Origin of the sequence: Paraburkholderia largidicola (assembly GCF_013426895.1) — a bacterium.
Taxonomy (GTDB): domain Bacteria; phylum Pseudomonadota; class Gammaproteobacteria; order Burkholderiales; family Burkholderiaceae; genus Paraburkholderia; species Paraburkholderia largidicola.
Genome location: NZ_AP023174.1, coordinates 3379973 through 3401960, shown reverse-complemented (window position 1 = coordinate 3401960; position 21988 = coordinate 3379973). Strand labels below are relative to the sequence as shown.

At 59.2% G+C, this 21988-nt stretch carries 34 protein-coding genes; 32 read left to right on the top strand and 2 right to left on the bottom strand.

The window, feature by feature from the left end:
* The first annotated feature begins 188 nt into the window (after positions 1 to 188).
* The 30 genes from rplC to dsbD all read left to right on the top strand — a co-directional run bounded on the left by rplC (position 189) and on the right by dsbD (position 16657).
* Positions 189 to 848 (top strand): 50S ribosomal protein L3, encoded by a 660-nt coding sequence (rplC, locus tag PPGU16_RS15190; protein WP_180720767.1) that lies wholly within the window; start codon positions 189 to 191, stop codon positions 846 to 848.
* Positions 848 to 1468: a 50S ribosomal protein L4 gene (gene rplD, locus PPGU16_RS15185; RefSeq protein ID WP_007730523.1), complete on the top strand. Its 621-nt coding sequence runs from the start codon at positions 848 to 850 to the stop codon at positions 1466 to 1468. The genes rplC and rplD overlap by 1 nt, the downstream gene beginning before the upstream one ends.
* Positions 1465 to 1779, top strand: coding sequence for a 50S ribosomal protein L23 (gene rplW, locus PPGU16_RS15180; RefSeq protein WP_007730525.1), 315 nt, complete (start codon positions 1465 to 1467; stop codon positions 1777 to 1779). The genes rplD and rplW overlap by 4 nt, the downstream gene beginning before the upstream one ends.
* Positions 1780 to 1781: 2 nt before the next feature.
* Complete coding sequence (rplB, locus tag PPGU16_RS15175) at positions 1782 to 2609, top strand: 50S ribosomal protein L2 (protein ID WP_035988807.1); 828 nt, start codon at positions 1782 to 1784, stop codon at positions 2607 to 2609.
* A 10-nt stretch (positions 2610 to 2619) separates the two neighbouring features.
* A complete protein-coding gene (rpsS, locus tag PPGU16_RS15170; protein WP_006998484.1) occupies positions 2620 to 2895 on the top strand; it encodes a 30S ribosomal protein S19 in 276 nt (91 codons plus the stop codon).
* Between the two features lie 12 nt (positions 2896 to 2907).
* The gene (gene rplV / locus PPGU16_RS15165) at positions 2908 to 3237 is read left to right on the top strand and encodes a 50S ribosomal protein L22 (RefSeq protein WP_004199272.1); all 330 of its coding nucleotides are present in this window, start codon (positions 2908 to 2910) and stop codon (positions 3235 to 3237) included.
* Between the two features lie 11 nt (positions 3238 to 3248).
* On the top strand, positions 3249 to 4043 hold the full coding sequence (gene rpsC / locus PPGU16_RS15160; protein ID WP_012402193.1) for a 30S ribosomal protein S3: 795 nt from the start codon (positions 3249 to 3251) through the stop codon (positions 4041 to 4043).
* A 2-nt stretch (positions 4044 to 4045) separates the two neighbouring features.
* Complete coding sequence (gene rplP, locus PPGU16_RS15155; protein ID WP_007730545.1) at positions 4046 to 4462, top strand: 50S ribosomal protein L16; 417 nt, start codon at positions 4046 to 4048, stop codon at positions 4460 to 4462.
* 10 nt (positions 4463 to 4472) lie between these two features.
* Positions 4473 to 4667 carry a 50S ribosomal protein L29 gene (rpmC, locus tag PPGU16_RS15150; RefSeq protein WP_007180130.1) on the top strand — a complete coding sequence of 65 codons (195 nt, stop codon included), beginning with the start codon at positions 4473 to 4475 and terminating at the stop codon, positions 4665 to 4667.
* Positions 4664 to 4936 (top strand): 30S ribosomal protein S17, encoded by a 273-nt coding sequence (gene rpsQ, locus PPGU16_RS15145; RefSeq protein WP_007730563.1) that lies wholly within the window; start codon positions 4664 to 4666, stop codon positions 4934 to 4936. The genes rpmC and rpsQ overlap by 4 nt, the downstream gene beginning before the upstream one ends.
* Before the next feature lie 292 nt (positions 4937 to 5228).
* Positions 5229 to 5597: a 50S ribosomal protein L14 gene (gene rplN / locus PPGU16_RS15140; protein WP_012402188.1), complete on the top strand. Its 369-nt coding sequence runs from the start codon at positions 5229 to 5231 to the stop codon at positions 5595 to 5597.
* Between the two features lie 9 nt (positions 5598 to 5606).
* Positions 5607 to 5915, top strand: coding sequence for a 50S ribosomal protein L24 (gene rplX, locus PPGU16_RS15135; protein ID WP_180720765.1), 309 nt, complete (start codon positions 5607 to 5609; stop codon positions 5913 to 5915).
* Positions 5916 to 5931: 16 nt separating this feature from the next.
* Positions 5932 to 6471, top strand: coding sequence for a 50S ribosomal protein L5 (gene rplE, locus PPGU16_RS15130; protein ID WP_006052214.1), 540 nt, complete (start codon positions 5932 to 5934; stop codon positions 6469 to 6471).
* Positions 6472 to 6478: 7 nt separating this feature from the next.
* Entirely contained in the window at positions 6479 to 6784 is a 306-nt protein-coding gene (rpsN, locus tag PPGU16_RS15125; RefSeq protein WP_109478343.1) for a 30S ribosomal protein S14, read from the top strand.
* Between the two features lie 14 nt (positions 6785 to 6798).
* A complete protein-coding gene (rpsH, locus tag PPGU16_RS15120) occupies positions 6799 to 7194 on the top strand; it encodes a 30S ribosomal protein S8 (RefSeq protein WP_007730595.1) in 396 nt (131 codons plus the stop codon).
* Between the two features lie 19 nt (positions 7195 to 7213).
* On the top strand, positions 7214 to 7744 hold the full coding sequence (gene rplF, locus PPGU16_RS15115; RefSeq protein ID WP_180720763.1) for a 50S ribosomal protein L6: 531 nt from the start codon (positions 7214 to 7216) through the stop codon (positions 7742 to 7744).
* 12 nt (positions 7745 to 7756) lie between these two features.
* The gene (rplR, locus tag PPGU16_RS15110; protein WP_008923336.1) at positions 7757 to 8122 is read left to right on the top strand and encodes a 50S ribosomal protein L18; all 366 of its coding nucleotides are present in this window, start codon (positions 7757 to 7759) and stop codon (positions 8120 to 8122) included.
* A 14-nt stretch (positions 8123 to 8136) separates the two neighbouring features.
* Positions 8137 to 8655, top strand: a complete 519-nt coding sequence (rpsE, locus tag PPGU16_RS15105) for a 30S ribosomal protein S5 (RefSeq protein ID WP_007730604.1) — start codon at positions 8137 to 8139, stop codon at positions 8653 to 8655.
* Positions 8656 to 8665: 10 nt separating this feature from the next.
* Entirely contained in the window at positions 8666 to 8848 is a 183-nt protein-coding gene (rpmD, locus tag PPGU16_RS15100; RefSeq protein WP_007730608.1) for a 50S ribosomal protein L30, read from the top strand.
* A 30-nt stretch (positions 8849 to 8878) separates the two neighbouring features.
* Positions 8879 to 9313 (top strand): 50S ribosomal protein L15, encoded by a 435-nt coding sequence (gene rplO / locus PPGU16_RS15095; protein WP_180720761.1) that lies wholly within the window; start codon positions 8879 to 8881, stop codon positions 9311 to 9313.
* A 46-nt stretch (positions 9314 to 9359) separates the two neighbouring features.
* On the top strand, positions 9360 to 10706 hold the full coding sequence (gene secY / locus PPGU16_RS15090) for a preprotein translocase subunit SecY (protein WP_012402182.1): 1347 nt from the start codon (positions 9360 to 9362) through the stop codon (positions 10704 to 10706).
* An 8-nt stretch (positions 10707 to 10714) separates the two neighbouring features.
* Positions 10715 to 10933, top strand: a complete 219-nt coding sequence (gene infA / locus PPGU16_RS15085; RefSeq protein WP_004521905.1) for a translation initiation factor IF-1 — start codon at positions 10715 to 10717, stop codon at positions 10931 to 10933.
* A 20-nt stretch (positions 10934 to 10953) separates the two neighbouring features.
* Positions 10954 to 11070 (top strand): 50S ribosomal protein L36, encoded by a 117-nt coding sequence (gene rpmJ, locus PPGU16_RS15080; protein WP_004199844.1) that lies wholly within the window; start codon positions 10954 to 10956, stop codon positions 11068 to 11070.
* Between the two features lie 41 nt (positions 11071 to 11111).
* Positions 11112 to 11477: a 30S ribosomal protein S13 gene (gene rpsM, locus PPGU16_RS15075; RefSeq protein ID WP_006052223.1), complete on the top strand. Its 366-nt coding sequence runs from the start codon at positions 11112 to 11114 to the stop codon at positions 11475 to 11477.
* 28 nt (positions 11478 to 11505) lie between these two features.
* On the top strand, positions 11506 to 11910 hold the full coding sequence (rpsK, locus tag PPGU16_RS15070) for a 30S ribosomal protein S11 (protein ID WP_006052224.1): 405 nt from the start codon (positions 11506 to 11508) through the stop codon (positions 11908 to 11910).
* A 146-nt stretch (positions 11911 to 12056) separates the two neighbouring features.
* Positions 12057 to 12680, top strand: a complete 624-nt coding sequence (gene rpsD, locus PPGU16_RS15065; RefSeq protein ID WP_180720759.1) for a 30S ribosomal protein S4 — start codon at positions 12057 to 12059, stop codon at positions 12678 to 12680.
* Positions 12681 to 12804: 124 nt separating this feature from the next.
* Complete coding sequence (locus tag PPGU16_RS15060; RefSeq protein WP_007730697.1) at positions 12805 to 13782, top strand: DNA-directed RNA polymerase subunit alpha; 978 nt, start codon at positions 12805 to 12807, stop codon at positions 13780 to 13782.
* A 145-nt stretch (positions 13783 to 13927) separates the two neighbouring features.
* Positions 13928 to 14323 carry a 50S ribosomal protein L17 gene (rplQ, locus tag PPGU16_RS15055; protein WP_007730705.1) on the top strand — a complete coding sequence of 132 codons (396 nt, stop codon included), beginning with the start codon at positions 13928 to 13930 and terminating at the stop codon, positions 14321 to 14323.
* Between the two features lie 152 nt (positions 14324 to 14475).
* Positions 14476 to 14808 carry a divalent-cation tolerance protein CutA gene (cutA, locus tag PPGU16_RS15050; RefSeq protein ID WP_434064400.1) on the top strand — a complete coding sequence of 111 codons (333 nt, stop codon included), beginning with the start codon at positions 14476 to 14478 and terminating at the stop codon, positions 14806 to 14808.
* The gene (dsbD, locus tag PPGU16_RS15045; protein ID WP_180720757.1) at positions 14801 to 16657 is read left to right on the top strand and encodes a protein-disulfide reductase DsbD; all 1857 of its coding nucleotides are present in this window, start codon (positions 14801 to 14803) and stop codon (positions 16655 to 16657) included. The genes cutA and dsbD overlap by 8 nt, the downstream gene beginning before the upstream one ends.
* A 144-nt stretch (positions 16658 to 16801) precedes the next feature.
* Here the strand turns inward: dsbD and hemB are convergent, their stop codons facing one another.
* Complete coding sequence (gene hemB, locus PPGU16_RS15040) at positions 16802 to 17800, bottom strand: porphobilinogen synthase (RefSeq protein WP_180720755.1); 999 nt, start codon at positions 17798 to 17800, stop codon at positions 16802 to 16804.
* A gap of 247 nt (positions 17801 to 18047) precedes the next feature.
* Positions 18048 to 18710 (bottom strand): ribosome biogenesis GTP-binding protein YihA/YsxC, encoded by a 663-nt coding sequence (yihA, locus tag PPGU16_RS15035; RefSeq protein ID WP_180720753.1) that lies wholly within the window; start codon positions 18708 to 18710, stop codon positions 18048 to 18050.
* A gap of 267 nt (positions 18711 to 18977) precedes the next feature.
* Between yihA and PPGU16_RS15030 the strand changes: the two genes are divergently transcribed.
* Positions 18978 to 19631, top strand: a complete 654-nt coding sequence (locus tag PPGU16_RS15030; RefSeq protein WP_180720751.1) for a c-type cytochrome — start codon at positions 18978 to 18980, stop codon at positions 19629 to 19631.
* A gap of 118 nt (positions 19632 to 19749) precedes the next feature.
* A complete protein-coding gene (locus PPGU16_RS15025) occupies positions 19750 to 21984 on the top strand; it encodes a cytochrome c biogenesis protein ResB (protein ID WP_180720749.1) in 2235 nt (744 codons plus the stop codon).
* The last annotated feature ends 4 nt before the right edge of the window (positions 21985 to 21988 follow it).

Below are 21988 nucleotides of genomic sequence, written 5' to 3'. Positions count from 1 at the left end.
AGGTTCCAGGCGGCACCCAGGTTATTGGGTGTCGCTAAGTCTTTGATTGCTTGCGGAAAACGAAAAGCCTCGCTATAATGCAAGGCTTTTCGCGCAATTGCGTAAAAAAGCCGTCGCGTTTCGCCTCTGAAGCGCGAGGCATTTTGTAAATTAGCCCCGACCAATCGCAGTCGGGAATGGAGAAAACGATGAGCCTTGGACTCGTAGGTCGCAAGGTTGGCATGACCCGTATCTTCACGGCTGAAGGGGATTCGATTCCCGTTACCGTGCTGGACGTGTCCGACAACCGCGTGACGCAGATCAAGACTGTTGAAACCGACGGCTACACGGCCGTTCAGGTTGCCTTCGGTACGCGCCGTGCATCGCGCGTGACGAAGCCGCTGGCAGGTCATCTCGCCAAAGCCGGCGTTCAAGCCGGTGAAATCCTCAAGGAATTCCAGATCGAAGCCGCTAAGGCTGCCGAGCTGTCGAATGGCGCCGTGATCGGTGTGGATCTCTTCGAAGTGGGCCAGAAGGTCGACGTGCAAGGTACCTCGATCGGTAAAGGCTACGCCGGTACCATCAAGCGCTACAACTTCGCTTCGGGCCGTGCATCGCACGGTAACTCGCGTTCGCACAACGTGCCGGGTTCGATCGGTATGGCGCAGGATCCGGGTCGTGTTTTCCCGGGTAAGCGCATGACGGGTCATATGGGTGACGAGACGGTCACCGTGCAGAACCTCGAAATCGCACGTATCGACGCAGATCGCAAGCTGCTGCTCGTCAAGGGTGCTGTTCCGGGTGCGAAGGGCGGCAAGGTTTTCGTGACGCCGGCTGTCAAGACGCGTGCCGTGAAAGGAGCGAAATAATGGAACTTAAGCTCCTGAACGCCAACGGTCAGGAAGGCGCGGCAGTCAACGCATCGGACGTCGTGTTCGGTCGTGACTACAACGAAGCCCTGATCCACCAGATCGTCGTCGCTTATCAGGCGAACGCACGTAGCGGCAACCGCGCACAGAAGGATCGTGAGCAGGTCAAGCACACCACGAAGAAGCCGTGGCGCCAGAAAGGTACGGGCCGTGCTCGTGCCGGTATGTCGTCGAGCCCGTTGTGGCGTGGCGGTGGTCGCATCTTCCCGAATTCGCCGGAAGAAAATTTCTCGCACAAGGTCAACAAGAAGATGCATCGCGCAGGTCTCTGCTCGATCTTCTCGCAGCTGGCCCGCGAAGGCCGCATCGCGGTTGTCGACGAGCTGACGCTCGAAGCGCCGAAGACGAAGCTGCTGGCCGAAAAGTTCAAGGCAATGGGTCTCGACTCCGTGCTGGTCATCACCGACACGGTTGACGAAAACCTGTACCTCGCGTCGCGCAATCTGGCCCACGTGGCCGTTGTCGAGCCGCGTTACGCCGACCCCCTGTCGCTGATCTACTTCAAGAAAGTGCTGATCACGAAGGCTGCGGTCGCCCAGATCGAGGAGTTGCTGTCATGAGCGAAGTTCGCAAAAACGATCATCGTTTGATGCAAGTTCTGCTCGCGCCGGTGATCTCCGAAAAGGCGACGCTGGTGGCTGACAAGAACGAGCAAGTCGTGTTCGAAGTTGCGCCGGACGCTACGAAGCAGGAAGTGAAGGCTGCCGTCGAACTGCTGTTCAAGGTGGAAGTCAATTCCGTCAACGTGCTGGTCCAGAAGGGCAAAGCCAAGCGCTTTGGCCGTTTCATGGGTAAGCGTAAGGACGTGAAGAAGGCGTACGTCTGCCTGAAGCCCGGCCAGGAAATCAACTTTGAAGCGGAGGCCAAGTAATCATGGCAATCGTGAAAGTTAAGCCGACTTCGCCGGGCCGCCGCGCGATGGTCAAGGTGGTCAACAAGGATCTGCATAAGGGCAAGCCGTACGCACCGCTGCTCGACGCGCAGAGCAAGACCGCCGGCCGTAACAACAACGGCCACATCACCACGCGTCATAAGGGTGGTGGTCACAAGCAGCACTATCGTATCGTCGACTTCCGTCGCACGAAGGATGGCATTCCCGCGAAGGTCGAACGCCTCGAGTACGATCCGAACCGTAGCGCGAACATCGCGCTGGTCGTGTACGCAGACGGCGAGCGTCGCTACATCATCGCTCCGAAGGGTGTGACGGTTGGTCAGCAACTGATGTCGGGTTCGGAAGCTCCGATCCGCGCAGGCAACACGCTGCCGATCCGCAACATCCCGGTTGGTACGACGATTCACTGCATCGAAATGCTGCCGGGCAAGGGCGCGCAAATGGCGCGTTCGGCTGGTACGTCGGCGATGCTGCTGGCTCGTGAAGGCACCTACGCGCAGGTTCGTCTGCGTTCGGGCGAAATCCGCCGCGTTCACATCGAATGCCGCGCGACGATCGGTGAAGTGGGCAACGAAGAGCACAGCCTCCGTCAAATCGGTAAGGCTGGCGCGAACCGCTGGCGCGGTATCCGCCCGACGGTGCGTGGCGTTGTTATGAACCCGGTCGATCACCCGCACGGTGGTGGTGAAGGCAAGACGGCTGCAGGTCGCGATCCGGTGAGCCCGTGGGGCACGCCGACGAAGGGTTATCGCACCCGCAGCAACAAGCGCACGACGAGCATGATCGTCCAGCGCCGTCACAAGCGTTAAGGAGTAGGCAATGGCACGTTCTATTAAAAAAGGTCCGTTCTGCGACGCCCATTTGCTGAAGAAAGTTGAGGCGGCTGCAGCATCGCGCGACAAGAAGCCAATCAAGACCTGGTCGCGTCGCTCGACGATCCTGCCGGACTTTATTGGTCTGACGATCGCTGTGCATAACGGCCGTCAACACGTTCCGGTGTACGTCACGGAAAACATGGTCGGCCACAAGCTTGGCGAGTTCGCACTGACCCGTACGTTCAAGGGTCACGCGGCCGACAAGAAGGCCAAGAAATAAGGGGCAATCAAGATGGAAGTGAAAGCAATTCATCGCGGTGCCCGCATCTCGGCGCAGAAAACGCGCCTTGTGGCTGACCAGATTCGTGGTTTGCCGGTCGACAAGGCGCTGAACGTTCTGACGTTCTCGCCGAAGAAGGCGGCGGGTATCGTTAAGAAGGTCGTGTTGTCTGCGATCGCGAATGCGGAGCACAACGAAGGCGCCGATATCGACGAGCTCAAGATCAAGAGCATTTACGTCGACAAGGCTGCTTCGCTGAAGCGTTTCACCGCACGCGCAAAGGGTCGCGGTAACCGCATCGAGAAGCAATCCTGTCACATCACTGTGACGGTCGGGAATTAAGGAGCCATACGATGGGACAGAAAATTCATCCGACTGGCTTCCGTTTGGCCGTCAGCCGCAATTGGGCTTCGCGTTGGTACGCGAACAACAACAATTTCGCGGCGATGTTGCAGGAAGACATCGGTGTTCGTGAATACCTGAAGAAGAAGCTGAAGAACGCGTCCGTCGGCCGCGTTGTGATCGAGCGTCCTGCAAAGAACGCGCGCATCACGATTTTCAGCTCGCGTCCGGGTGTCGTGATCGGCAAGAAGGGTGAAGACATTGAACTGCTGAAGTCCGAGCTGCAAAAGCGCATGGGCGTTCCGGTTCACGTCAACATCGAAGAAATCCGCAAGCCGGAAACGGATGCGCAGCTGATCGCTGATTCGATCACCCAGCAGCTCGAGCGCCGGATCATGTTCCGCCGTGCGATGAAGCGTGCGATGCAAAACGCGATGCGTCTGGGTGCTCAAGGCATCAAGATCATGAGCGCGGGCCGTCTGAACGGTATCGAAATCGCGCGTACCGAGTGGTATCGCGAAGGTCGCGTGCCTCTCCACACGCTGCGTGCTGACATCGACTACGCAACTTCGGAAGCGAAGACGACGTACGGCATCATCGGCGTGAAGGTGTGGGTCTACAAGGGCGACACGCTCGGCCGCAACGACGCTCCGGTGGTTGAAGAAGTTGCCGAAGAAAAGCGTCCGCGCCGCAACGCACGTCCGGGCGATCGCCGCCCGCGTCGCGATGGTGAAGGTGCACCGGCAGGTGCTCGCCGTGGTGCTCCGCGCCGTGGCGGTGCCGGCGACGGTAAGACTGGAGAATAACGATGCTGCAACCGAAACGCAGGAAGTATCGCAAAGAGCAGAAGGGTCGTAACACGGGCGTCGCAACGCGTGGTAACGCGGTGTCGTTCGGTGAGTACGGTCTGAAGGCTATCGGTCGCGGCCGCCTGACCGCGCGTCAGATTGAAGCAGCGCGTCGTGCAATGACGCGTCACATCAAGCGCGGCGGCCGTATCTGGATCCGCATTTTCCCGGACAAGCCGATCTCGCAAAAGCCGGCGGAAGTGCGTATGGGTAACGGTAAGGGTAACCCTGAGTACTACGTCGCCGAGATTCAGCCGGGCAAGATGCTGTACGAAATGGATGGTGTGACCGAAGAACTGGCACGTGAAGCGTTCCGTCTGGCTGCAGCCAAGCTGCCGCTCAAGACGACGTTCATGGTTCGCCAGCTCGGCGCCTAAGGAGTGAATGATGAAGGCATCCGAACTTCACCAGAAAGATCAGGCCGCGCTCAACAAGGAGCTGTCGGACCTGTTGAAGGCGCAATTCGGCCTGCGCATGCAACTCGCGACCCAGCAGCTCACGAACACGAGCCAGCTGAAGAAGGTTCGTCGCGACATCGCACGTGTACGGACCGTCCTGACTGAGAAGGCGAACCAGAAATGAACGATAGCGTAAAAACCTCGCTCAAGCGGACGCTGGTCGGCAAGGTCGTCAGCAACAAGATGGACAAGACGGTTACCGTGCTGGTCGAGCACCGCGTGAAGCACCCGATCTACGGCAAGTACGTCGTACGTTCGAAGAAGTACCACGCTCACGACGAAGCGAACACCTATAACGAGGGTGACCTCGTTGAAATCCAGGAAACTCGTCCGGTGTCGAAGACGAAGGCTTGGGCGGTGTCGCGTCTGATCGAAGCTGCTCGAATCATCTAAAGCGGCTGAGCTGTAAGAAGTAGTTGAAATCGCAGTAGATTTCGCTTGCAAGACCGAGGTTATTTGTTATAATCTCGGTCTTCCCTCTTTGTGGGAGCCCCATCGCGGGCGAAGTCGTAGGTGGGGGAAGCGACTTGGGCGCCAGTCCATGTCGACAGAATCACCGGATTGCGATGGCGGGTTTCGTTTGCCGTCGCTGCTGTTCATACCCAAGCAGCCGTTGGCTGACGGGACCAAGACTGACCGAGTGCATCATGGTGGTGCAACCGGATTAAGTTGGGAAAGATAAACCATGATCCAGACCGAAACTCGGCTCGAAGTGGCCGACAACACGGGTGCGCGTGAAGTCATGTGCATCAAGGTGCTCGGCGGCTCGAAGCGTCGTTATGCCAACATTGGCGACATCATCAAGGTGAGCGTCAAAGAGGCAACGCCGCGCGGGCGCGTGAAGAAAGGCGAAATCTACAACGCCGTGGTGGTTCGCACCGCCAAGGGTGTGCGTCGTCAAGACGGCTCGCTGATCAAGTTCGACGGTAACGCAGCCGTGCTTTTGAATACCAAGCTTGAGCCTATCGGCACCCGCATTTTCGGGCCGGTTACGCGTGAGCTGCGCAGCGAACGTTTCATGAAGATCGTTTCGCTCGCGCCGGAAGTGCTGTAAGGAGCCGAAATGAACAAGATTCGCAAGGGTGACGAAGTTATCGTCATCACCGGCAAAGACAAGGGCAAGCGTGGTGTTGTGCTGGCTGTTGCTGATGACCGTGTGACTGTCGAAGGCCTCAATATCGCCAAGAAGCATGTGAAGCCGAACCCGATGAAGGGTACGACGGGCGGCGTGGAAGCGAAGGCAATGCCGTTGCAAATTTCGAACGTCGCGCTGGTCGACGCGAATGGCAAGCCGTCGCGTGTCGGCATCAAGGTCGAAGGGGAAAAGAAAGTACGTTTCCTCAAGACGACCGGTGCTGTGCTGAGCGCCTGACGCTGCGGAGTAAAAAATGGCACGTTTGCAAGAATTTTATAAAGAGAAGGTTGTTCCCGGCCTGATCGAGAAGTTCGGTTACAAGTCCGTGATGGAAGTGCCGCGCATCACCAAGATCACCCTGAACATGGGTCTTGGCGAAGCCGTCGCTGACAAGAAGATCATCGAGAACGCCGTTGGCGATCTGACGAAGATCGCGGGCCAGAAGCCGGTCATCACGAAGGCACGCAAGGCAATCGCGGGCTTCAAGATCCGTCAGGGTTACCCGATCGGTGCGATGGTCACGCTGCGTGGCCAGGCAATGTACGAATTTCTCGATCGTTTCGTGACGGTTGCGCTCCCGCGTGTGCGTGACTTCCGTGGCGTGTCGGGCCGTGCATTCGACGGTCGTGGCAACTACAACATCGGTGTGAAAGAGCAGATCATTTTCCCCGAAATCGACTACGACAAAATCGACGCGCTGCGTGGGCTGAACATCAGCATCACGACGACTGCGAAGACTGACGACGAAGCAAAGGCACTGCTCGCCAGCTTCAAGTTCCCGTTCAGAAACTGAGGTTACCGTGGCTAAACTGGCACTGATCGAACGTGAAAAGAAGCGTGCGCGCCTGGCTGCAAAGTTCGCACCGAAGCGTGCTGAGCTGAAGGCTGTCATCGACGACCAAAGCAAGTCGGAAGAAGAGCGTTATGCAGCTCGCCTCGAACTGCAGCAACTGCCGCGCAATTCGAACCCGACCCGCAAGCGCAACCGTTGCGCTATCACTGGTCGTCCGCGTGGCACGTTCCGTAAATTCGGGCTGGCGCGTAACAAGATTCGCGAAATCGCGTTCCGCGGCGAGATCCCTGGCCTGACCAAGGCGAGCTGGTAATAGGAGAAACGTAAATGAGCATGAGTGATCCTATCGCCGATATGCTGACTCGCATCCGCAACGCGCAGATGGTTGAGAAGGTTTCGGTGACGATGCCCTCGTCGAAAGTCAAGGTTGCGATCGCGCAAGTCCTGAAGGATGAAGGCTATATCGACGATTTCGCAGTGAAGGCTGAAGGTGCGAAGTCGGAATTGAACATCGCGTTGAAGTACTACGCTGGCCGTCCGGTTATCGAGCGTCTCGAACGCGTCTCGAAGCCTGGTCTGCGTGTGTACCGCGGCCGCAACGACATTCCTCAGGTGATGAATGGCCTGGGCGTTGCGATCGTTTCGACGCCGAAGGGTGTGATGACCGACCGCAAGGCGCGCGCTACTGGCGTGGGCGGCGAAGTCATCTGCTACGTCGCTTAAGACCGAAGGGAGAAGAAACATGTCTCGAGTAGGTAAAAGCCCGATCGCGCTGCAAGGCGCAGAAGTGGCCCTGAGCGACGAGCGCATTACCGTCAAGGGCCCGCTGGGTACGATTTCGCAGAACGCGAACCGCCTGGTGAAAGTGGTGAACGACAACGGCACGCTGAAGTTCGAGCCGGTTGACGAAAGCCGCGAAGCAAATGCGATGTCGGGCACGATTCGCGCGCTGGTCGCGAACATGGTGCAAGGCGTGACCAAGGGTTTCGAGCGCAAGCTGACGCTGGTTGGCGTTGGTTATCGTGCGCAAGCGCAAGGCGACAAGCTGAACCTGTCGCTGGGTTTCTCGCACCCGGTGGTGCACCAGATGCCGGAAGGCGTCAAGGCCGAAACCCCGTCGCAAACCGAAATCGTGATCAAGGGGATCAACAAGCAACAAGTTGGCCAGGTCGCTGCAGAAGTGCGCGGCTATCGTCCGCCGGAGCCCTATAAGGGCAAGGGCGTGCGCTATGCCAACGAGGTTGTGATCCTCAAAGAAACGAAGAAGAAGTAAGGGTGCGCAATCATGGATAAGACTCAATCACGCCTGCGCCGCGCTCGTCAGACGCGTATCAAGATCGCTGAGCTGCAAGTCGCGCGTCTGGCCGTGCATCGCACGAACACGCACATCTATGCGCAAGTGTTCTCGCCGTGCGGCACCAAGGTGCTCGCCAGCGCGTCGACGCTCGAAGCCGAAGTGCGTGCGCAACTGGCCGACCAGTCGGGCAAGGGTGGCAATGTTGCCGCTGCGACCCTGATCGGCAAGCGCATCGCAGAAAAGGCTAAGGCTGCCGGCATCGAATCCGTCGCCTTCGACCGCTCGGGTTTCCGCTACCACGGCCGCGTGAAAGCGCTGGCTGATGCGGCGCGCGAAGCCGGGCTCAAGTTCTAAGGAAGGAATTCGTCATGGCAAAGATGCAAGCGAAAGTTCAGGCTGACGAACGCGACGACGGCCTCCGCGAAAAGATGATTTCGGTCAACCGCGTGACCAAGGTCGTGAAGGGTGGCCGTATTCTCGGTTTCGCCGCACTGACCGTGGTTGGCGACGGTGATGGCCGCGTCGGCATGGGCAAGGGCAAGGCCAAGGAAGTCCCGGTCGCTGTTCAGAAGGCAATGGAACAAGCCCGCCGCAACATGTTCAAGGTGCCGCTCAAGAACGGTACGCTGCAACACGAAGTGCACGGCAAGCACGGCGCATCGACGGTTCTCCTCGCTCCGGCGAAGGACGGTACCGGCGTGATCGCTGGTGGCCCGATGCGTGCAGTGTTCGACGTGATGGGCGTGCAAAACGTTGTGGCCAAGAGCCACGGTTCGACGAACCCGTACAACCTCGTTCGTGCGACGCTGGATGGTCTGCGCAAGCAGTCGACGCCGGCTGACATCGCCGCGAAGCGTGGTAAGTCCGTCGAAGACATTCTGGGCTAAGGTGGTCACCATGTCTGATAAAACTGTCAAGGTTCAGCTCGTCAAGAGCCTGATTGGGACCCGCGAATCGCACCGCGCCACGGTGCGCGGTCTTGGCCTGCGTCGTCTGAACTCGGTTAGCGAGCTGCAGGACACGCCGGCTGTGCGCGGCATGATCAACAAGGTCTCGTACCTCGTTAAGGTCATCGGCTAAGCGGCCGTTCGGGCACTCAAGGAGTTGATAATGGAATTGAATAACCTGAAGCCGGCTGAAGGCGCGAAGCACGCAAAGCGTCGCGTTGGTCGCGGCATCGGCTCTGGCCTCGGCAAGACCGCTGGCCGTGGTCACAAGGGTCAAAAATCGCGTTCGGGTGGCTTCCACAAGGTCGGCTTCGAAGGCGGTCAGATGCCGCTGCAACGCCGTCTGCCGAAGCGTGGCTTTACCTCGCTGACGAAGGAATTCGTTGGTGAAGTGCGTCTCGGTGATCTGGAAAAGCTGCCGGTCGACGAGATCGATCTGTTGGCACTGAAGCAAGCCGGTCTGATCGGCGAGCTGATGACCAGCGCGAAGATCATTGCGACGGGCGAGTTGAAGCGCAAGGTCGTTGTGAAGGGACTGGGTGCGACGAAGGGCGCGCGCGCTGCGATCGAAGCAGCTGGCGGTTCTTTCGCCGAGTAACGTGCAAGTCGATTGCCGTCACTAGCATTTGCATCGGAGAAGGTTCTTGGCTAACAGCCCGAGTCTCGCAAAACCCGGTCGAAGCGCGGCGAAGTTTGGCGATCTGCGTCGGCGTGCAGTGTTCCTGCTGCTGGCGCTGGTCGTCTACCGTATTGGCGCGCATATTCCGGTGCCGGGTATCGACCCGGACCAGCTGGCAAAGTTGTTCCAGAGCCAGTCGGGCGGCATCCTTGGCATGTTCAACATGTTCTCGGGTGGCGCACTTTCGCGGTTCACGATTTTCGCGCTTGGGATCATGCCGTACATCTCGGCGTCGATCATCATGCAGTTGCTGGCGATCGTCTCGCCGCAGCTCGAAGCGTTGAAGAAGGAAGGTCAGGCAGGTCAACGGAAGATTACGCAGTACACGCGTGTCTTTACGGTGGTTCTGGCGACGTTCCAGGCTTTCGGTATCGCTGTTGCGCTGGAGAATCAGCCGGCACTGGTGATCGATCCTGGCATGGTCTTCCGGCTGACGACGGTTGTGACGCTCGTGACCGGTACGATGTTCCTGATGTGGCTCGGTGAGCAAATCACGGAACGTGGTCTCGGTAACGGCATTTCGATCATTATTTTCGGCGGTATCGCAGCGGGTTTCCCGAATGCGATCGGTGGTCTCTTCGAACTGGTTCGTACTGGCTCGATGAGCATCATTTCGGCGATCATCGTGGTCGCGCTGATTGCAGCTGTGACGTATCTGGTGGTGTTCATCGAACGCGGCCAGCGCAAGATTCTTGTGAACTACGCGAAGCGGCAAGTTGGCAACAAGATTTACGGTGGACAGTCGTCGCATCTGCCGCTGAAGTTGAACATGTCGGGTGTGATTCCGCCGATCTTCGCATCGTCGATCATCCTGTTCCCGGCAACTATCCTGAACTGGTTCAGTTCGGGGTCGCGGACTGGTTGGTTCGCGGACACGCTGCACAACGTGGCTGAAGCGCTCAAGCCCGGTCAACCGGTGTACGTGTTGCTGTATGCGTTGGCGATCGTATTCTTCTGCTTCTTCTACACCGCGCTGGTGTTCAACAGCAGGGAGACGGCCGACAACCTGAAGAAGAGTGGTGCATTCGTCCCGGGTATTCGTCCGGGTGACCAGACGGCACGCTATATCGACCGCATCCTGACGCGTCTTACGCTGGCTGGTGCGATCTACATCGTGTTCGTTTGCTTGCTGCCCGAGTTTCTGGTGCTGCGCTGGAATGTGCCGTTTTATTTTGGTGGAACGTCGCTGCTGATCATTGTCGTCGTCACAATGGATTTCATGGCGCAGGTGCAGTCGTACGTTATGTCGCAACAGTATGAGTCGCTGCTGAAGAAGGCTAACTTCAAGGGCGGCGGCGTCCCGATGCGTTGAAAGGACTTATGGCCAAAGACGATGTAATCCAGATGCAAGGCGAGGTTATCGAAAACCTCCCCAATGCTACCTTTCGGGTGAAGCTGGAAAACGGCCATGTCGTATTGGGACACATATCCGGCAAGATGCGGATGCACTACATCCGTATCCTTCCGGGCGACAAGGTTACGGTTGAATTGACGCCTTACGATCTGTCGCGTGCGCGGATCGTGTTCCGGGCGAAGTGATTTGAAAAAAGGGTAATATCATGAAAGTGATGGCATCGGTTAAGCGCATTTGCCGCAATTGCAAGATCATCAAGCGCAAGGGCGTCGTTCGCGTGATTTGCAGCTCTGATCCGCGCCACAAGCAGCGTCAAGGCTGAACGCCGCGCTTTTGTTTGCGCTTTTTGTTTGAGGAAAAACAATGGCTCGTATCGCAGGGGTTAACATCCCGAATCACCAGCATACCGAAATCGGCTTGACGGCAATTTACGGTATCGGCCGCACGCGCTCGCGCGACATCTGCGTCGCAGCTGGTGTGGCATTTTCGAAGAAGGTCAAGGACCTGAACGACGCAGACCTCGAAAAGCTGCGTGAAGAAGTCGGCAAGTTCATCGTTGAAGGCGATCTGCGCCGTGAAACGACGATGAACATCAAGCGCCTGATGGATCTGGGCTGCTATCGTGGCGTGCGTCATCGCAAGGGCCTGCCCCTGCGTGGTCAGCGCACGCGTACGAATGCCCGTACGCGCAAGGGTCCGCGTCGTGCAGCGCAATCGCTGAAGAAGTAAGCGGGACTGACAGTTACAGGAAAACGTAATGGCTAAGGCTTCGAACAACTCCGCGGCGCAACGCGTTCGCAAGAAGGTCAAGAAGAACGTCGCCGAGGGCGTGGTTCACGTTCACGCGTCGTTCAACAACACCATCATCACGATCACCGATCGTCAAGGCAATGCATTGGCCTGGGCGACGTCGGGTGGCCAGGGCTTCAAGGGTTCGCGTAAGTCGACCCCGTTTGCAGCTCAGGTTGCCGCTGAATCGGCTGGTCGCGTGGCGATGGAATACGGCGTGAAGAACCTCGAAGTGCGGATCAAGGGCCCTGGCCCTGGCCGTGAGTCCGCGGTGCGCGCGCTGCATGGTCTTGGTATCAAGATCACCGCGATCTCCGACGTGACGCCGGTTCCGCACAACGGCTGCCGTCCGCCGAAGCGTCGTCGTATCTAAGACGCTCGCGCCGCTTGCGCCTGTTGCCGCTAACGGCGGTAACAGGCTGCTTGCGTTATTGAATTGACTAAGCCCACCGTTCGACCCAAAGGGTTCGGACTAGCGTGAATGAAAGTTCACGTGATCAATCACAGAAGGAATGCAAAGTGGCACGTTATATCGGCCCTAAAGCCAAGCTGTCTCGCCGTGAAGGCACCGACCTCTTCCTGAAGAGCGCCCGTCGTTCGCTCGCTGACAAGTGCAAGCTTGACAGCAAGCCGGGTCAACATGGCCGCACCTCGGGCGCACGTACGTCCGATTACGGCACGCAGCTGCGCGAAAAGCAAAAAGTGAAGCGCATCTACGGCGTGCTCGAGCGCCAGTTCCGCCGTTACTTCGCTGAAGCCGACCGTCGCAAGGGCAACACGGGCGAAAACCTGTTGAAGCTGCTCGAGTCACGTCTGGACAACGTCGTGTATCGCATGGGCTTCGGCTCGACGCGCGCAGAAGCGCGTCAGCTCGTGAGCCACAAGTCGATCACGGTGAACGGCGTCGTCGCGAACATCCCGTCGCTGCAAGTCAAGGCTGGTGACGTCGTTGCAGTGCGCGAACAGGCGAAGAAGCAGGCGCGTATTCTCGAAGCGCTGTCGCTCGCCGAACAAGGCGGTCTGCCGCAGTGGGTTGCTGTCGATTCGAAGAAGTTCGAAGGCACGTTCAAGGCAATGCCGGAACGCAGCGACATCGCTGGCGACATCAACGAAAGCCTGATCGTCGAATTGTATTCGCGGTAATCGGATTAACGGCCGAGGTTCCCTGATTGCGTTAGGCAAGGGGGCGCCTCGGCTGTTTATTTTCAGGTTGTTACCGGTCAGCCTTATCGGTGTAACGAGCCGAGGGTATTGAAAAGGAAAACCTATGCAAACCAGTTTGTTGAAGCCCAAGATCATCGCTGTTGAATCGCTTGGTGAAAGCCACGCGAAAGTGGTCATGGAACCGTTTGAACGCGGTTACGGCCACACCTTGGGTAACGCGCTTCGGCGTGTGTTGCTGTCGTCGATGGTGGGCTACGCGCCGACCGAAGTGACGATCGCAGGCGTCGTGCACGAATACTCGACGCTCGATGGTGTGCAGGAGGACGTAGTCAACCTGTTGTTGAACCTGAAGGGCGTGGTGTTCAAGCTGCATAACCGTGACGAAGTGACGGTTACGCTGCGCAAGGAAGGCGAAGGCGTTGTCACGGCTGGCGACATCGAGCTCGCGCACGACTGCGAAGTGATCAATCCGGATCACGTGATCGCGCATCTGTCGAAGGGCGGTAAGCTCGACGTGCAGATCAAGGTCGAAAAGGGCCGTGGCTATGTCCCGGGCAACGTGCGTCGTTACGGCGAAGAGTCGGCCAAGATCATCGGTCGTATCGTGCTGGACGCATCGTTTTCGCCGGTTCGCCGCGTGAGCTATGCCGTGGAGAGCGCGCGTGTCGAACAGCGTACCGACCTCGACAAGCTCGTGATGAACATCGAAACCAACGGCGTGATTTCGCCGGAAGAAGCGATCCGTCAATCGGCGCGTATTCTGGTCGATCAGCTGTCGGTGTTCGCAGCGCTGGAAGGCACGGAAGCAGCAGCAGAAGCACCGTCGCGCGCTCCGCAGATCGATCCGATCCTGCTGCGTCCGGTCGATGATCTCGAACTGACGGTTCGTTCCGCGAACTGCCTGAAGGCCGAGAACATCTACTACATCGGCGATCTGATTCAACGCACGGAAAACGAGCTGCTGAAGACGCCGAACCTGGGTCGCAAGTCGCTGAACGAGATCAAGGAAGTGCTCGCTTCGCGTGGCCTGACGCTCGGCATGAAGCTCGAAAACTGGCCGCCGGCTGGTCTCGACAAGTAAGCTCAGTAGTATCGACTGGTAAGGACGCGGATTTTCCTTTAAAATCCGCGTCTTGCCTTTTCCACTACCGGCCCGTGCTTTCCAGGCTGTACACACGGAAAGCGATAGAAGAGCTGGACCAAAACTTTGATTCAAGGAAATTGAAATGCGTCACCGTCATGGTCTGCGGAAACTGAACCGCACGAGCAGCCACCGTCTGGCAATGCTCCGTAACATGTCCAACTCGTTGATCGAGCACGAAGTCATCAAGACGACGCTGCCGAAGGCGAAGGAACTCCGTAAAGTCGTCGAGCCGCTGATCACGCTTGGTAAGAAGCCGTCGCTGGCAAACCGTCGTCTGGCGTTCAACCGCCTGCGCGATCGTGACTCGGTCACGAAGCTGTTCGACGTGCTGGGCCCGCGCTTTGCGAACCGTCCGGGTGGCTACCTGCGCATCCTGAAGTTCGGTTTCCGCGTTGGCGACAATGCACCGATGGCACTGGTCGAACTGCTCGACCGTCCGGAAGTCGAAGAAGTTGAAAACGTTGCAGAAGCTGAATAAGCTTTCTGACAGCGACAGAAAAAAAGCCAGGCATGAGCCTGGCTTTTTTGTTTTCGGCGTGCGTTTTTCCTATGCCATTCGAGCGCCAGCGAGTTATCAGGACAAGGTGATACGATAGCGTCACCCTGTTTTGGAAAGCGCTGGAGCGGTCGGTGAACGTGAATGTGAGTTTGGTATTGACGACCGTGCCGGACCTCTCAACGGCGCAGAAATTGGCTCAGGACGCACTCTCGGCTCGTCTCGCTGCGTGTGCGACGCAACTTGGCAGCGTCCAGTCGAGCTTCCACTGGCAGGGCAAGATCGAATCGGCGGAAGAGATCCAGTTGCTGTTCAAGACGAGCATCGTCCGCACGCTTGAACTCGAACAGTTCATCCAGGCTCAGCACCCGTACGACACCCCCGAAATCCTTTCCTGGCAAGTCACTGCATCGGCTGCGTATGGCCAATGGGTGAATGCCGAAACGCAACGCCCAATCCATGTTTAACGGTTTGTCCCGGCGCTGGCGGAATGTCGCGCGCTTCATCACCTTTGTTGCAGGCGTACTGCTGCTGTCGCTGACTACGGCGAGTCTGGTTCGTGCGGCGGACGACTTTCTCGATCCCTCGATCGCTTTCAGATTCAGCGCGTCCGAGGAGCCGGGCGAAGTGCTGGTGCACTACAAGATCGCCGACGGCTACTACATGTATCGGGAGCGATTTGCCTTTGCGACGCGCAACGGCACGGCCACGATCGGCGACGCTCAATTGCCTGCCGGGCATGTGAAGTTCGATCAGACCTTCGCGAAAAACGTTGAAACCTATCGCGGCGAACTGACCGTTCGCGTGCCCGTGAAAGAGGCGGGCGGTCCGTTCGATCTCGCCGTTACGTCGCAAGGCTGCGCCGACGCGGGCATCTGCTATCCGCCCATGGAGCGCGTCTACCACGTGACGGGAGCGGCGTTGCACGCGGCCGTTGCGGGCAGTACGACTACGCAGCCGGCTCAAGACACGCAAGGCAGCACCCCGTGGTACGAGCGCGCGACCAGCGCAGACTATGCGCAATCGCTGCTACAAGGCGGCGGCTTCTTTGCGATCGTTGGCTTGTACTTCGTCGCCGGGATCGTGCTGAGCCTGCTCCCGTGTTCGTATCCGATGATCCCGATTCTGTCGGCAATCATCATCGGCGAGGGGCCCCGGGTTACGCGATCGCGCGGTTTTGCGCTGTCGCTGGCTTATGTTATCGGGATGGCGCTCGTGTACACGGTGCTCGGCATCGCGGCCGCGCTCGTTGGGCAAAGCCTTGGCGCCTGGCTGCAGAACCCGTGGGTGCTCGGCGCGTTTGGCGTTTTGCTGTCCCTCTTTGCACTCACGCTGATCGCGGGCGTAGATATCGTCTTGCCTCAGCGTTTGCAGCGCGGCGTTTCAAAGGCTTCCGAGCAGCGCTCCGGAGGCAAGTTCGCGGCGGTCGCGGTGATGGGCGCGCTTTCTGCGCTGGTAGTCGGTGCGTGCATGACGGCACCGCTGTTCGCGGTATTGGCGTTCATCGCGCATACCGGCAACGCCGTGCTGGGCGGTGCGGCACTATTTTCGATGGGTATCGGCCTCGGCGTACCGCTGCTAATCATCGGGCTGGGTGCCGGTACGCTGCTGCCGCGCGCGGGTGCCTGGATGGACAGCGTCAAGGTTTTCTTTGGCATCCTGCTGCTCGCGGCTGCGCTTTGGATCGTGTGGCCGGTTTTGGGTCCGATTGCACAAATGCTGTTGGCCGCATTATGGCTGCTGGTCGCGGCAGCCGGCCTGGGGCTATTTTCTCCGCATGTTGGCACAGGCTCGATCTGGCGCGGTCTCGGGCGCGGCATCGGTGCAGCACTGGCGATCTGGGCCGCCACATTGCTCGTCGGCCTGGCAGCAGGATCGACGGATCCGCTGAAGCCGCTTGCCGTGCTCGCGAGCCGAACGTCGAACGTGCCGTCCGGACAGGCCCAACAGAGCGATCTGGCCTTCGCGACAGTGCGGTCTTCAGGTCAGCTCGACGAAGCCGTCAAAACGGCTGCACAGCCCGCCATGCTCGATTTTTACGCAGACTGGTGCGTCAGCTGCAAAGAAATGGAGAAGTTCACCTTCAGCGACCCGCGCGTCCAGGCGAAGCTCAAGCAAATGAACCTGCTGCGCGCGGACGTGACGGCGAACAACGCAGACGATCAGGTTTTGCTCAAACGCTTCAACCTGTTTGGGCCGCCGGGAATCATCTTTTTCGACCGCGGCGGAAAAGAGGTGCTGCGGGTCGTGGGATATGAATCGGCGGATAAATTCCTGAGAAGTCTCGACCGGGCGATGACGGCACCTCAGACCTGAGCGTCAAACGTCGCGCACGCGTCATCACCACCGTCCGCATCGGCTTGAAAATAAAAAGCGGAGACCGCCCCGAGGCAATCTCCGCTTTAAGCCACTACCTACCGCGACACTGCGACATAGCTGCACGCGGCAAGAACCGCAGCCTTACTTCTGCGCCCGCAGCAAGCGCGCAGCGTCCAGCGCGAAGTACGTGAGCACGCCATCCGCACCTGCACGCTTGAACGCGAGTAGCGACTCCATCATCACCTTGTCGTGATCGAGCCAGCCGTTTTGCGCGGCGGCCTTGAGCATCGCGTATTCCCCGCTGACCTGGTACACATACGTCGGGAAGCGGAACTCGTCCTTCACGCGACGCACGATATCCAGATACGGCATACCCGGCTTGACCATCACCATGTCCGCGCCTTCCTCGATGTCGGCGCGCACTTCGCGCAGCGCCTCGTCCGAGTTGGCGGGATCGAGTTGATACGTCATCTTGTTGCCCTTGCCGAGATTCGCCGCAGAGCCCACGGCATCGCGGAACGGGCCGTAGAACGCCGATGCGAACTTCGCCGAATAAGCCATGATCCGCGTGTGAATGTGGCCTTCGCTTTCAAGCATTTCGCGAATCGCGCCGATCCGGCCGTCCATCATGTCGGACGGCGCGACGATGTCGACGCCTGCCTGCGCCTGCGTCTGCGCCTGCTCGACCAGAATCTCGACCGTTTCGTCATTGATCACGTAGCCGTTTTCATCGAGCACGCCATCCTGGCCGTGGCTCGTGTACGGATCGAGCGCGACGTCGGTCAGTACGCCGAGTTCGGGGAAGCGCTGCTTCAACTCGCGGACCGCGCGCGGAATCAGGCCGGCTTCGTTGGTTGCCTCGCGACCATCGGGCGTCTTCAGCGACGCCTCGATCACCGGGAACAGCGCCAGCACGGGCACGCCCAGTTCGAGACACTGCTCGGCGACGCCCATCAGCAGATCGACGGACACACGCTCGACGCCGGGCATCGACGGAACAGCCTGACGGACATTCGTGCCTTCGACCACGAAGACGGGGTAGATCAGATCATTGGTGGTGAGGATGTTTTCGCGCATCATGCGGCGCGAAAAGTCGTCCCGGCGCATGCGGCGCGGGCGGTGATGCGGATAGAAGCTCATGTGGGGATATCGGCAAAAGTCAAAAATGCTGGCGGCACCCTGCCAGAAACTTTTCGAGACAATGGTATATCATACCGATCGAGCAAGGCGCCTAGCGCTGACCTCCCCGCTTCTCCTCCCTGAGCGGGTGCCTGTCGTTTTTCGATTAGGCTGTTTAACCCGCCGTTATCTAGCGGCGGGTTTTTTTCTGGGCGAACGAAAAGCGCCGCCCGCGTTTAGCGGCGGCGCTTTGCGCGTTATTCAGGCCTTATTCAGCCGAAGCCGGTTCGTCGGAATCGCCCACCGTGCCGGGCGCGATCCAGCTTTCGATCAGTTCGTGCGCCTCGTCGAGGCCGACCCGTTTGAGCGCGGAAAAGAGCTGGGCGGATAGTTCGCCCTGATAGCCCGCCGCGCGATATTCATCGAACCCTTTCTTCGTCGCTCGCAGCGCATTGGTGCTCTCCTGGCGAGTCAATTTGTCGCACTTGGTGAGCAGTGTGTGAATCGGCTTGCCCGTCGGCGCGAACCACTCGATCATCCGACGGTCCAGTTCCGTGAGCGGGCGACGCGAATCCATCATCAGGATCATGCCGCGCAGTTGCGACCGCGTTTGCAGATAGGACGACAGCAGCTGCTCCCAGTGAGCCTTAGCCGCGCCGGGCACTTCGGCATAGCCGTAACCGGGCAGATCGACGAGATTCGCGATTGGCTCGTCCGCCGGTCCCACCGAGAAGTAGTTGATGTGCTGCGTGCGTCCGGGCGTCTTACTGGCGAACGCAAGCCGCTTCTGGTTGCAGAGGATGTTGATGGCCGTCGACTTTCCCGCATTCGACCGCCCCGCGAAAGCGACCTCGGGTTGCGGCGTAGGCGGCAGGTCCCGCAAGTGATTGACGGTCGTAAAAAAGCGCGCTTGGTGGAGCAGAAAAGACATGGAGAAGACCAGATGGAGGGGTGAATGGACGTCGAGCGGACGTCCTGCGCACATCGGCGGACGTGATGAATTGCCCTGCAAGGGCGATGCAGCCCTGCCGTAAAGGCCGGAGAGGCCCGACTGGCGCCAGATCGATTAGCGAGTTATTGTACAATACGATGGTTTACTGAAAACCTGTGAGGCCGCCGCGCGGGCCTCGGCGGCTGATCGGTCGCTGTCGTATTTTGCAAAACCTCTAATTCCCACAAGACGAAACAGGGTGTGCGAATGAATCGACTGGGCAAGTTTCTGGTGGTACTTCACACAGCAGCAGGTCTTTCAGGTTTGGCGGTACAGGCAAGAGCAGCAGATCAGGCAAAGCCGGATTTGAATCGGGGGCAGGCAATCGCAGCGCAGGTGTGCGCCTCATGTCACGGCGCGGATGGCAACAGTGCAGGCGGCGCGTATCCGAAGCTCGCAGGCCAACACCCCGAGTATCTCGTCAAGCAGCTCAAAGATTTCAAAACCCAGCCAGGTGCGAAGCAGCCCGCACGCAACAATGCAATCATGGCGGGTATGGCGGCGGCGCTGACCGATCAGGACATGGTCAATGTGTCGGCGTACTTCGCGTCGCAGGCTCCGAAGCCCGGTTACGCGCACAACAAGGACACCGTGCCCCTCGGGCAGAAGATTTATCGCGCTGGCATCGCCGACAAGGGCGTCCCAGCCTGCGCAAGCTGTCACGGGCCGACGGGGCAGGGGATTCCGTCACAGTATCCGCGCCTGTCGGGGCAATGGGCGGATTACACCGCTGCACAGTTGACCGCGTTCACACAGGGCCCGGGCGCGCGCAATAACAACGAAGCAATGCACGCCGTCGCGTCCCGTTTGTCGGATAGCGAGATCAAGGCGGTGGCCGATTACATCGCGGGCTTGCACTAAGAGTCCGTACGAAAGCGAAGCCGGTCGGAACATGACCGGCGAAAAAACAAGAAAAGGGTGAGGGAATCGCAAGCAGCGATGTCCCTGCACCCTTTTTTGCTGTTCAGTCGGAGTTTGAATGAGCGTCACCACGTCGGGTTTGGAGTTGAAGTCGCGTCAGCGCTTCTTGCGCACGTCGGTCGAATTGATCAGTTCGATGCGCTTTGCGATCTCATTGCTCGTGATCCTGTCGATCGCGAGCATCATCGGCACCGTGCTTACGCAGGACGATCCGTATCCGAACTACGTCAACCAGTTCGGGCCGTTCTGGGCTGACATCTTCCGCTCGCTGAGCCTGTACAACGTGTACAGCGCGTGGTGGTTCATGCTGATCCTCGGTTTTCTGGTCGTGTCGGTCTCGCTGTGCGTGATCCGCAACGCACCGAAGATGATCGCCGACACGAAAAGCTGGAAGGACAAGGTCCGCGAAGGCAGCCTGCGCGCGTTCCATCACAAGGGCGAATTCGAGGTGCCGAACGCGACGCGCGCGCAAGCTGCCGCCACGCTCGGCAAGCTGTCGACGAAGCTCGGCTACAAGTACGTGACGCGCGAATCGGAAGGCGCGACGCTGATCGCTGCGAAGCGCGGCGCGCTGACCAAGCTCGGCTACATCTCCGCGCATATCGCGATCGTGATCATCTGCATTGGCGGGCTGCTCGACAGCAATCTGCCCATCAAGCTGCAGATGTGGATGTTCGACAAGACGCCGATCCGCAGCAACACCGTCATCAACGAGATCCCGCCCGAGCATCGTCTGTCGCAGGGCAATCCGACGTTCCGCGGGTACGCGTGGGTGCCGGAGGGCCAGCATGTGTCGACGGCGATCCTGAACCAGCAGGACGGCTCGCTGATCCAGGATCTGCCGTTTTCGATCGAACTGAACAAGTTCATCGTCGATTACTACTCGACGGGCATGCCGAAGCTCTTTGCCAGCGACATCGTCGTGATCGACCACAAGACGGGCGCGCGCGTGCCGGCACGCGTGGAAGTGAACAAGCCGTTCGAATACGACGGCGTGTCGATCTATCAGTCGAGCTTCCAGGACGGCGGCTCGCAGATGCAGACGACGGCCTGGCCGATGACGGGCAACAACGTCAAGAGCGAGCCGTTCAATGGCGAGATCGGCGGCTCGAAGGTGTTGAGCGCGTCGCTGCCGGGCGCGGATGGCCAGACGGTCGAATTTGCCGATTTCCGCGCAATCAACGTCGAGAACATCTCGAACGGCAACGGCCAGAACGACGCACGCGGCGTCGCTGCGCATCAGTCGCTGAAGGAAGCGTTCGACGAGCGCCTCGGCTCCGGTGCCAAGACGTCGAAGCCGGTCGATCTGCATAACGTCGGTCCGTCGGTGCAGTACAAAGTGCGCGACAAGGACGGCCAGGCGCGCGAGTACAACAACTACATGCTGCCCGTCGACGTGAACGGCGAGCGCGTGTTCCTCGCGGGCATGCGCTCGAATCCCGACGATGCATTCCGCTATCTGCGCATTCCCGCCGACGCGGGCGGCACGGTCAACGAATGGATGCGCATGCGCGCCGCGCTGCAGGACCCGGCCATCCGCGCGCAGGCGGCGCGCGACTTCGCGCAGCGCTCGGTGCAGTCGAATGCGGAATTGCAGCAGCATCTGGAAGAGAGCGCGGCGCGCGTGCTGACGCTGTTCGCCGGGGATGACCCTAGCTTGGGCAAGGCAACCAATGGTGAGAAGATTGGTGGCTTCCAGGCGGTCGCTGCGTTCATCGACCGCTCTGTCCCCAAGCCCGAGCAGGAGAAGGCGGCAGGACTCTTGCTTCGAATGCTCGAAGGTTCGATGTGGGACGTGTGGCAACTCGCGCGCAAGCAGGCGGGAGAAGGCCCGGCAACGGCCGATCCAACCACCAGCCGCTTTGTACAGAGCTCGATCAACGCGATTTCGGACAGCTTTCTGTACGGTTCGCCCGTCTATTTGCAGCTTGACTCCTTCAAGCAGGTGCAAGCTTCGGTATTTCAGTTGACGCGCGCGCCGGGCAAAAAAGTCGTGTATCTTGGCAGCCTGCTACTCGTGCTAGGCATCTTTTCGATGTTCTACGTCCGCGAACGACGGCTGTGGTTCTGGCTCAAGGACGCGGAGCGCGGCGGAAATGGCGTGAACGTCGTGATGGCGATGTCGACGGCACGCAAGACGTTCGATTTCGAGAAGGAATTCGCTCAAACCCGCGATGCCGTCGGCGTCGCGCTGGGCGGCAAGCCTGTCGATGCCGATCCCGACCACGAGGCAAAGGGCGCCGTCCGTGCAACGAGCGAAGCGTCCGCAGATTCATCCGATTCGACCCGGTAAGATC

What these genes read in the sequence shown, in the direction of transcription:
- rpsS (WP_006998484.1), top strand. Translation starts at nt 2,620, where the DNA reads ATGGCACGTTCTATTAAAAAAGGTCCGTTCTGCGACGCCCATTTGCTG.
- rpsE (WP_007730604.1), top strand. Translation starts at nt 8,137, where the DNA reads ATGGCAAAGATGCAAGCGAAAGTTCAGGCTGACGAACGCGACGACGGC.
- rplV (WP_004199272.1), top strand. Translation starts at nt 2,908, where the DNA reads ATGGAAGTGAAAGCAATTCATCGCGGTGCCCGCATCTCGGCGCAGAAA.
- rpmC (WP_007180130.1), top strand. Translation starts at nt 4,473, where the DNA reads ATGAAGGCATCCGAACTTCACCAGAAAGATCAGGCCGCGCTCAACAAG.
- rplB (WP_035988807.1), top strand. Translation starts at nt 1,782, where the DNA reads ATGGCAATCGTGAAAGTTAAGCCGACTTCGCCGGGCCGCCGCGCGATG.
- PPGU16_RS15025 (WP_180720749.1), top strand. Translation starts at nt 19,750, where the DNA reads ATGAGCGTCACCACGTCGGGTTTGGAGTTGAAGTCGCGTCAGCGCTTC.
- rpmJ (WP_004199844.1), top strand. Translation starts at nt 10,954, where the DNA reads ATGAAAGTGATGGCATCGGTTAAGCGCATTTGCCGCAATTGCAAGATC.
- rplW (WP_007730525.1), top strand. Translation starts at nt 1,465, where the DNA reads ATGAGCGAAGTTCGCAAAAACGATCATCGTTTGATGCAAGTTCTGCTC.
- infA (WP_004521905.1), top strand. Translation starts at nt 10,715, where the DNA reads ATGGCCAAAGACGATGTAATCCAGATGCAAGGCGAGGTTATCGAAAAC.
- rpsH (WP_007730595.1), top strand. Translation starts at nt 6,799, where the DNA reads ATGAGCATGAGTGATCCTATCGCCGATATGCTGACTCGCATCCGCAAC.
- rplQ (WP_007730705.1), top strand. Translation starts at nt 13,928, where the DNA reads ATGCGTCACCGTCATGGTCTGCGGAAACTGAACCGCACGAGCAGCCAC.
- hemB (WP_180720755.1), bottom strand. Translation starts at nt 17,800, where the DNA reads ATGAGCTTCTATCCGCATCACCGCCCGCGCCGCATGCGCCGGGACGAC.
- rpsK (WP_006052224.1), top strand. Translation starts at nt 11,506, where the DNA reads ATGGCTAAGGCTTCGAACAACTCCGCGGCGCAACGCGTTCGCAAGAAG.
- rplR (WP_008923336.1), top strand. Translation starts at nt 7,757, where the DNA reads ATGGATAAGACTCAATCACGCCTGCGCCGCGCTCGTCAGACGCGTATC.
- dsbD (WP_180720757.1), top strand. Translation starts at nt 14,801, where the DNA reads ATGTTTAACGGTTTGTCCCGGCGCTGGCGGAATGTCGCGCGCTTCATC.
- rplF (WP_180720763.1), top strand. Translation starts at nt 7,214, where the DNA reads ATGTCTCGAGTAGGTAAAAGCCCGATCGCGCTGCAAGGCGCAGAAGTG.
- rplP (WP_007730545.1), top strand. Translation starts at nt 4,046, where the DNA reads ATGCTGCAACCGAAACGCAGGAAGTATCGCAAAGAGCAGAAGGGTCGT.
- rplC (WP_180720767.1), top strand. Translation starts at nt 189, where the DNA reads ATGAGCCTTGGACTCGTAGGTCGCAAGGTTGGCATGACCCGTATCTTC.
- rplE (WP_006052214.1), top strand. Translation starts at nt 5,932, where the DNA reads ATGGCACGTTTGCAAGAATTTTATAAAGAGAAGGTTGTTCCCGGCCTG.
- yihA (WP_180720753.1), bottom strand. Translation starts at nt 18,710, where the DNA reads ATGTCTTTTCTGCTCCACCAAGCGCGCTTTTTTACGACCGTCAATCAC.
- rpsC (WP_012402193.1), top strand. Translation starts at nt 3,249, where the DNA reads ATGGGACAGAAAATTCATCCGACTGGCTTCCGTTTGGCCGTCAGCCGC.
- PPGU16_RS15060 (WP_007730697.1), top strand. Translation starts at nt 12,805, where the DNA reads ATGCAAACCAGTTTGTTGAAGCCCAAGATCATCGCTGTTGAATCGCTT.
- rplD (WP_007730523.1), top strand. Translation starts at nt 848, where the DNA reads ATGGAACTTAAGCTCCTGAACGCCAACGGTCAGGAAGGCGCGGCAGTC.
- PPGU16_RS15030 (WP_180720751.1), top strand. Translation starts at nt 18,978, where the DNA reads ATGAATCGACTGGGCAAGTTTCTGGTGGTACTTCACACAGCAGCAGGT.
- rplO (WP_180720761.1), top strand. Translation starts at nt 8,879, where the DNA reads ATGGAATTGAATAACCTGAAGCCGGCTGAAGGCGCGAAGCACGCAAAG.
- rplX (WP_180720765.1), top strand. Translation starts at nt 5,607, where the DNA reads ATGAACAAGATTCGCAAGGGTGACGAAGTTATCGTCATCACCGGCAAA.
- rplN (WP_012402188.1), top strand. Translation starts at nt 5,229, where the DNA reads ATGATCCAGACCGAAACTCGGCTCGAAGTGGCCGACAACACGGGTGCG.
- rpmD (WP_007730608.1), top strand. Translation starts at nt 8,666, where the DNA reads ATGTCTGATAAAACTGTCAAGGTTCAGCTCGTCAAGAGCCTGATTGGG.
- rpsM (WP_006052223.1), top strand. Translation starts at nt 11,112, where the DNA reads ATGGCTCGTATCGCAGGGGTTAACATCCCGAATCACCAGCATACCGAA.
- rpsQ (WP_007730563.1), top strand. Translation starts at nt 4,664, where the DNA reads ATGAACGATAGCGTAAAAACCTCGCTCAAGCGGACGCTGGTCGGCAAG.